General features: G+C 57.7%; 7 protein-coding genes. All 7 read right to left on the bottom strand.

Annotated elements, in window-relative coordinates:
* Positions 1-931: radical SAM protein (locus tag V6C16_RS05480; protein ID WP_333542861.1), on the bottom strand; the 931-nt coding region annotated here is incomplete at its 3' end.
* A 583-nt stretch (positions 932-1,514) separates the two neighbouring features.
* The gene (locus V6C16_RS05475; RefSeq protein ID WP_333536774.1) at positions 1,515-2,786 is read right to left on the bottom strand and encodes an NAD(P)-dependent malic enzyme; all 1,272 of its coding nucleotides are present in this window, start codon (positions 2,784-2,786) and stop codon (positions 1,515-1,517) included.
* A gap of 349 nt (positions 2,787-3,135) precedes the next feature.
* Positions 3,136-3,807 (bottom strand): CBS and ACT domain-containing protein, encoded by a 672-nt coding sequence (locus V6C16_RS05470; protein WP_333536773.1) that lies wholly within the window; start codon positions 3,805-3,807, stop codon positions 3,136-3,138.
* 111 nt (positions 3,808-3,918) lie between these two features.
* Positions 3,919-4,704, bottom strand: coding sequence for a fumarate reductase iron-sulfur subunit (locus tag V6C16_RS05465; protein WP_333536772.1), 786 nt, complete (start codon positions 4,702-4,704; stop codon positions 3,919-3,921).
* Between the two features lie 11 nt (positions 4,705-4,715).
* On the bottom strand, positions 4,716-6,572 hold the full coding sequence (locus tag V6C16_RS05460; protein WP_333536771.1) for a fumarate reductase flavoprotein subunit: 1,857 nt from the start codon (positions 6,570-6,572) through the stop codon (positions 4,716-4,718).
* 10 nt (positions 6,573-6,582) lie between these two features.
* Positions 6,583-7,212 (bottom strand): succinate dehydrogenase/fumarate reductase transmembrane subunit, encoded by a 630-nt coding sequence (locus tag V6C16_RS05455; RefSeq protein ID WP_333536770.1) that lies wholly within the window; start codon positions 7,210-7,212, stop codon positions 6,583-6,585.
* Between the two features lie 57 nt (positions 7,213-7,269).
* Positions 7,270-7,630, bottom strand: a 361-nt coding sequence (locus V6C16_RS05450; protein WP_333542860.1) for a fumarate hydratase C-terminal domain-containing protein, incomplete at its 5' end; no start/stop codon positions are given.

The raw sequence follows: 7,630 nt of genomic DNA, 5'->3' as shown, positions 1-7,630 counted from the left end.
CCTGGGTCATGGCCTCGACCGATGCCGCAAACATGGCCGACTGGGCGGGCGCGTCGGCGGCAGGAGGAATGCTGCCTTGCTGGATGGCCTTGCCCAGGGGCGTCTGGCCGTACACGTTGAGCTGGTAGCAGTCGGCCCCGTCAAGGTTGACGGACTGGGCCACGGCGATGTCTTCAAGCCAGCAGTTCATGGTCTGTCGGGGAAAGCCATAAATAAGGTCAACAATAACAGCCGCCTGATTGTAGCTCATGAGAAGCTCAAGGCCGCGTATCATGTCTTCCCGTGTGCCAAGGCGGCCCATGGAGCGGCGGATTTCCGTATTGAAGCTCTGCACGCCCAGCGAAAAGCGGTTGGCTCCACCGGCAAGGCAGGCTTCCATCTTGCGGGCGTCAAAGTTGGCAAGGCGGCCTTCAATGGTGATTTCGCAGTCGTTTGCCAGAGGCAGATTTTCGCGGGCGGCTTTGAGGATACGCTCCAGGTCGGCAGCTTCAAGGGCGGTGGGAGTGCCGCCGCCCAGGTACAGGGCATGCACGGGCGTGCTTTGCACGGCAACGCAGTCACGCCACTGGGCCAGCTCGGCCAGCAGGGCGTCCGTGTAGACGCGGCTGTCGTCTTCGCCATAGTGCTTGTTGTAGAACCCGCAGTACAGGCAATGGGTCTGGCAAAAGGGTACGTGAATGTACGCCACGGTTTTGCCCTGCAGGGGCGTTTCAAGAAGTGTTTCAAGGGCTGGCCGCATTTCTTCTTCAGCAAGGGGCTGATTGCCCAGACCGGGGTGAATGGCGATCTTGCCGTCAAAGGCATGAGAAAGGGGCGATACACCCTCACGGGCAAAAAACTTGTCCGGGTTGGGCCGGATAAAGGAATCCGGGTCGGAGAGGCTATGGCAAACAGCCTGATCAGGGGACAATGCTTGAGTGTCGGACTGCATGTTTCTTCCTTTATTGGCCCGTGTGGTCGGCCATAGTTAGTCTTGTCTAATTTGTTTAGTCGAGTTTACAAAAATGAAATCCAAAGTCAATTCCCTTTTGAAAAATAAATGATATTTTTTAAAATTTTCAATAATAACACTATATTATAATTTTATTCTTTTGCTATGTTTTGGTGCCGAGCAGTTAAATGTTGAAAAAATGAAAAAGTTCCAGCACTGCGCACGAAAGTGCAGCGCGCCACAACACGGCGTGTATTCAGCCGAGAACCATATTTTTCGGCTGAATGAAAACTTTGAAATATGAAACAATTCAAAGTTAATCTGCTCTGATGTGCGTGGCTCACCCCGGGGATTGGCAGCTTTCCGCCTGCCTTGAGATGAAGCCGTGCTGCACAGGTGCGATTATCAGACGTTTTTTGTGCAGGTACGGACGGAACGCATAGGAAAAGGGAGGCGCTTTCGCAGATGGTAGGGCCATAAAAAAGGGGTTCTCTCTCGAAAGCAGGAGTCCTGCTTTCGGAAGAGAACCCTGTCTGTACGGGTTCAGCCGTGGTGCTGGCGTGTCAGAAAGCGGTAGTGGACGCTATTTCTTCGTGCACGCAATCTGGCGGCCGGCCAGTCTTTTTTTCAGATTTTCCGCCACAACTTCCGGGTCTGTGGGCTTGCGGGCGATGCCGCTTTCCATGGCGGCTTTGGCCGTGGCCGCGGCCACCCGGGGGGCCACTTCGCTGTTAAGCGTGGAGGGAATGATATAGCCGGGGCTGAGCTCTTCGGGCTTGACCAGTTCGGCAATGGCGTAGGCCGCCGCAATTTTCATGGCATCGTTGATGTCCGTGGCGGCAACATCAAGCGCGCCGCGGAAAATACCGGGGAAGGCCAGAACGTTGTTGATCTGGTTGGGGCAGTCGGAGCGGCCCGTGGCTACAACCTTGGCTCCGGCGTCCAGGGCGCGCTGGATGGGCCATATTTCTGGGATGGGGTTGGCCTGGGCAAAGACTATGGGGTCTTTGGCCATGCTGCGGATCATGTCTTCATTAAGCGTGTCCGGAGCGGACACGCCGATAAAGACATCGGCACCCTTGATGGCCTCGGCCAGGCCGCCCTTGATCTTCTGCGGGTTGGTGCGGCGGGCGATGTCTTCCTTGTAGGCGTTCATTCCTTCGCTGCGTCCTTCCCATATGGCCCCGCGCGAGTCGCACATGATGACGTTTTTCAGGCCAAGGGCCATGAGCAGCTTGATGATGGCAATACCGGCGGCACCTGCGCCGCTGGTGACCACGGTGATGTCGTCAAGTTTTTTGTCCACCAGTTTGAGCGCGTTGAGAAGTCCGGCCAGGGTGACCACGGCGGTCCCGTGCTGGTCGTCATGAAAGATGGGGCCTTTGAAGACGCCGTTTTTTTTCAGGCTGTCTTCAATGACAAAGCATTCCGGAGCCTTGATGTCCTCAAGGTTGACGCCGCCGAAGGTGGGACCCATCAGCTCCACCAGTTCGATGATTTTGGCCGTGTCTTTGGTGTTGACACAGATGGGAAAGGCATCCACATCGCCAAAGGTTTTGAACAGCAGGGACTTGCCTTCCATCACAGGCATGGCGGCTGCGGGGCCGATGTCGCCCAGGCCCAGAACGGCAGTGCCGTTGGAGACCACACAGACAAAGTTGGAGTGGTTGGTATAGACGTCGAGGGTTTCAGGCTGGCGGTAGATTTCCATGCAAGGTTCGGCCACGCCGGGCGAGTAGGCCAGGGTGAGGTCGTCGGTATCGCGCACGGGCGCTTTCACGCGCACCTCGATCTTGCCCTGATACTCTTTATGCATGGCGAGGGCTTCATCCCGCAGATTCTTGATACGAGACATTGTACACTCCTTGACTGATGTGGTGCGCTTCCGGGCGGCGCGTTCCGCACGGCGCGGGGGGCTGCACCCATGACCGGCATGGGCAGGCGGAAGCGAACAGCCTGTCGGGCTGTTGGGTACATGGTGTTTTTCGCACCGCATGCCGGCTTCGGCACAGATGCGGGCTTATGACATATGGATTTATGGCGCATCCGGCGAACAGACCACACGGATGCGCCGAAAATCCAAGCTGTTACCACTTGAAACTCTCGCTTGCGGCAGGCAAGGACCTGCCCGCTGGCCTTTCACGGCAGGGATTTTCATAAAAATCCCTGCAAGAGCAGTCAGCGTATTTCAACTGTAAACTGCTCTAGTCTTTCATGTGAACCTTGCCGTCTCTTGCCCAATAGCGCAAGCCACTGTGTTTTTTGAGTATTTCAAAAGTGTCGTCCAGGGCGGCGGCATCCTGGGCGCGAAAGCGTATTTTTACCTGGCGCATGCCATTGTCAGCGGCAGCCGAGAGCACGGAAATGACGCTCATGCCGTGCGTTTTCAGTGTATCCAGAATCTCGCGGATGGTTCCGGGCTGGTTGGGCAGAACAAAGCCCGCTTCATCGCCGCCCTGTTCCGCGCCGCTCATGTTGAGCAGGGCGTGGAAAATGTCCCACCCCGTGATGATGCCGACCAGCTTGTCTTCATCGTCAATGACCGGCAGACAAGCCACGTGCCTGTCAAACATGGTTTTGGCGGCCTGTTCCACAGTATTGTTATAATGGATGGTAACAGGGGCGACCACCATGACATCCTTGACCTTTGTTTCGGCCAGAATGTCCAGGGCTTCAAGGATTTCAAAGCCGGTGGCGTGCTGCGGGGCAAAAGCCTTGAGGTCCGCAGAGGCGATAAGGCCCACCACGATGTTGTCCCGGTCCACTACCGGCAGGTAGTTGATGCGGTTATCTTTAAGAAGTTTTCTGCATTGCAGCAGGGAGGTGTCAGGCACGACAGTGATTACGTGGGGCTTCATCCAGTCTAATATAAGCATGGCATCCTTCCTTTTGGCGGATGAGGCTTTTTCCGCCGGGCAAAGAATTCAGGACGTATGCGGTACAGGCCCGGAGCAGCGGGCTTCGGGCCTGTACCCTGTGCTGGCGGTTTAGCTTTTGGCGCAGCCGCAACCGCAGCCTTGCAGTTTTTTGCGCAGAGATTCAGGCAGGATGCCCCTCACCGATTCCATACTGACCATGCGGCGCATGATGCCGAGCTGGTCTTGCAGGGGCAGTTGCTTGGGGCATACGCTGTCACAGGCCAGCAGCCCCATGCAGCCGAACACGCCGTTGTCATCGCCGATAAGTTCATAATAATCCGCAGGGGTGCGGTTGTCACGCGGGTCGATATAGAAGCGCGCCATGCGGTTGATGGCAGTGGCCCCAATAAAATCTTCCCGCATGCGGGCTGTGCCGCAGGCGGCAACGCAGCAGCCGCACTCAATGCACCTGTCCAGTTCAAAGATCTCCGTTGCCAGGCTGTTGCTCATGCGCTCTTCCTGGGCGTTGGGATCAAACTCTTTATTGGTGTGTATCCACGATTCGATTTTTTTGCCCACATGGCGAAACCATGTGCCCGTGTCCACGGAAAGGTCGCCCAGCAGTTTGAAAACCGGCAGGGGATGCAGGGTGATGTGGTCGGGCAGGTCGCTGGTTTGCGTGTGGCAGGCCAGGCCAGGCCGCCCGTTGATGACCATGCCGCAGGAACCGCAGATGCCCGCCCGGCAGCAAAAGTCAAATTGCAGGGAAGCGTCGTGCTTTTCGCGTATGAGGTTCAGCGCGATAAAGAGCGTCATGCTGGGGTGCTCTTCAAGCTGGAAGGTCTGCATATGCGGGAATGAGCGAGGGTCCAGCGGATTATAACGGAATATTTCAAATGTAAGATTACGTCCCATGGTACCCTCCCTTAGCCTTTCTGATCGTAGGGAACGATCTGGTCTTCCATAATGTCGCCGGGAATGATCTTGCCGCCGCCGTAACCCCGGTCACCGGGAGGCAGAATATAGAACGGCGTAGCCGGTTCATACTTGAGTGTGGGCAGGCTGTCGCCTTCCTTCCAGTAGGCCAGGGTGCGGTTGAGCCAATCCTTGTCATTGCGTTCGGGGTAGTCTTCACGGGCGTGAGCGCCACGGCTTTCTGTACGCATCAGCGCGCCGTAGGCCGTACACAGGGCCAGCTTGAGCATGCCCGGAACCCGCAGGGCCATTGAAAGCTCGGCATTGGGGCCGGGGATGTCGCCGCTTGCCAGGCGCATGTTGCCGCAGCGTTCCAGCAGGTCCTGCAGCTTGCTCACGCCAGCCTCAAGGTCTTTGCCGTTACGGAAAATGCCCACATGCTCCATCATGACATCCTGCATTTCATTGCGCAGGGTGTAACAGTCATCGCCTGTGCCGCGCAGCAGGGCGGCTATGCGGTCTTTTACCTTTGTGGCGGCCGCGTTCATCTCGGCCGTGGAGAATATGGTTTCATAGCCCTTGAGGAATTCCACCAGCTTCTTGCCCACAATGCGCCCGGAGACAATGGTTTCGGCCAGGGAGTTGCCGCCCAGGCGGTTGAAGCCGTGCATATCCCAACAGGCGGCCTCTCCGGCGGAGAACAGGCCCTCAAGGCCGTAGGCGTGTCCGTCTTTATTGATGCGTACGCCGCCCATGCTGTAATGGTGGGTGGGGCGCACGGGAATGAGCTGGTGAATGGGGTTCACACCAAGGAAGTGCGTGGAGATGTCATATACCTCACGCAGGTTGGTGGTGATATGCTTTTCGCCCAGGTGGCGGATGTCCAGCCAGAGGTGGTCGCCGTACGGGCTTTTTACGCCAAGGCCCTTGCGCATGTGCTCGGTCATGCGGCGCGCGACCACGTCGCGCGAGGCCAGTTCCGCTTTTTCCGGCTCATAGTCGGGCATGAAGCGGTATTCGTTGACGTCCAGCAGGGTCCCGCCGTCGCCGCGGCAGCCTTCGGTGACCAGAATGTCCGTGGGCACTGTACCCGTGGGGTGAAACTGCACGGCTTCCATATTGCCCAGAGGAACAACGCCTGTTTCCAGCGCGGCGATCTGGCCGCCGCCGTCACAGATGATGGCATTGGTGGTGGCCCGGTAAATGCGGCCGTAACCACCTGTGGCAATAAGGGTTGCCTTGGCGAAGTAGCCCACAAGCTCGCCGGTGCGCAGGTCGCGGGCCACGCAGCCCATACAGCGCTGGCCGTCATGCACAAGCACCTCGGCCTGGGTACGGTCGTGTACCTCCACGCCAAGCTGCAGCAGGCGGTTGTCCAGGGTGAACAGCACGGCGTGGCCTGTGCCGTCCGAGGTGTAACAGGTACGCCACTTGGCAGTGCCGCCGAAGGCACGCGAGTGGATCAGCCCTTCATTTTCCGTTTTTTCCGTGGCCTGAAAAGGTTTGCCGCCCTTATAATAGGTATGCTCACCCGGAACAACGCGGCTCCAGGGTACGCCCATCCAGGCCATTTCACGCATGGCTATGGGGCCGGTTTCGGCAAAAAGACGCGCCACTTCCTGGTCACAGCCCCAGTCGGAGCCTTTAACCGTGTCGTTGAAATGGATTTCCGGGCAGTCGCCTTCGCCCATGATGGAGTTGCCAAGGGCCGCCTGCATGCCGCCCATTGCCGCGGAAGAGTGCGAGCGTTTGGGAGGCACAACGGAAAGACAGATAACCCTGAAGCCGGCCTGAGCCGCCTCAACCGCCACACGTTCCCCGGCCAGACCTGCGCCGATGCACAAGACGTCACATTCAAAAATACGCATACGGCACCCCCTATCCCAGGAACCAGACGCGGGTCAGAGCCAGCGTTCCAAGCAAAAGATAACAGCCCATAACAATCCATACCCACTTGCGCCATGCAGGCTTCGTGCTCTTGGTGCAGACGCCGTACTTCACGGCCAGGCGGTACACGCCGATGCCCGTATGAAGGATGACGCAGGGCAGAAAGAGCACATAAAAGGCCAGCCAGCCGCTATGCAGGCGCTTGGCGCTGCCCGCCACAGTGATGGGCAGGTCTGTCATGACGGTATACACGTGGTAAAAAGCGCCCAGAAGAATGACAATGGCCGTAAATACCTGCACAAGCCACAGCCAGGTGTCAAAATCTTTCAGGCTTTTGCTGTGGCGTACAAAGATGCCGAGTTCATTGGCGCGGAAGGGCATCTTTCTTGCCGCGATGTAAAAATGAAATACTATCAGCAAGATGATAAGAGGTGCGGCGATCTGGGCCAGCCATGTGGCTTCCAGAAACCACGCTATGCCGTTTGTCAGCGCCGGGCTGAACACGACAGTTCCTTCCAGCGTCAGATGCACGCATACGAACAGGGCCAACACCACGCCGGAGGCTGCCTGCCAGAAATCCAGGCGGGTTTTTGCCTCCCCAGGGGTTCTGCTTAAAGCCATGACAACTCCTTCTACAAGTATTCTGTACCTGGGCCATTATGAAAAACAGCTATGCCTTCAGATGCGTTTGTACGGAGCCTGCCCCGTTTCGTAAAAATTGCCGCCGTCGCTGTCTATGACCACAATGGCCGGAAAATCCTCCACTTCCATGGCGGCGACAGCTTCCGGCCCCAGATCTTCGTAGGCCAGCACCGTATATTTCCTGATGGCCCGGGCAATAAGCGCCCCGGCCCCGCCCACGGCCGCAAGATAGGGTACGCCGTGTTTTTTCATGGCCTCTACCACTTCCGGCTTGCGGTATCCTTTGCCGATCATGCCTTTAAGGCCCTGATCCAGCAGACGCGGGGTATAGGCGTCCATGCGCCCAGAGGTGGTGGGACCGGCGGCGCCTATGGGCTGGCCGGGCCGCGCCGGACTT

It is taken from the genome of Desulfovibrio sp. 1188_IL3213 (assembly GCF_036763145.1).
Lineage (GTDB): Bacteria > Desulfobacterota > Desulfovibrionia > Desulfovibrionales > Desulfovibrionaceae > Desulfovibrio.
This window is presented reverse-complemented; position numbering and strand designations above follow the sequence as displayed.

Coding starts and splice junctions, on each gene's coding strand:
- V6C16_RS05475 (WP_333536774.1), bottom strand. CDS start 2,786: ATGTCTCGTATCAAGAATCTGCGGGATGAAGCCCTCGCCATGCATAAA.
- V6C16_RS05470 (WP_333536773.1), bottom strand. CDS start 3,807: ATGCTTATATTAGACTGGATGAAGCCCCACGTAATCACTGTCGTGCCT.
- V6C16_RS05465 (WP_333536772.1), bottom strand. CDS start 4,704: ATGGGACGTAATCTTACATTTGAAATATTCCGTTATAATCCGCTGGAC.
- V6C16_RS05460 (WP_333536771.1), bottom strand. CDS start 6,572: ATGCGTATTTTTGAATGTGACGTCTTGTGCATCGGCGCAGGTCTGGCC.
- V6C16_RS05455 (WP_333536770.1), bottom strand. CDS start 7,212: ATGGCTTTAAGCAGAACCCCTGGGGAGGCAAAAACCCGCCTGGATTTC.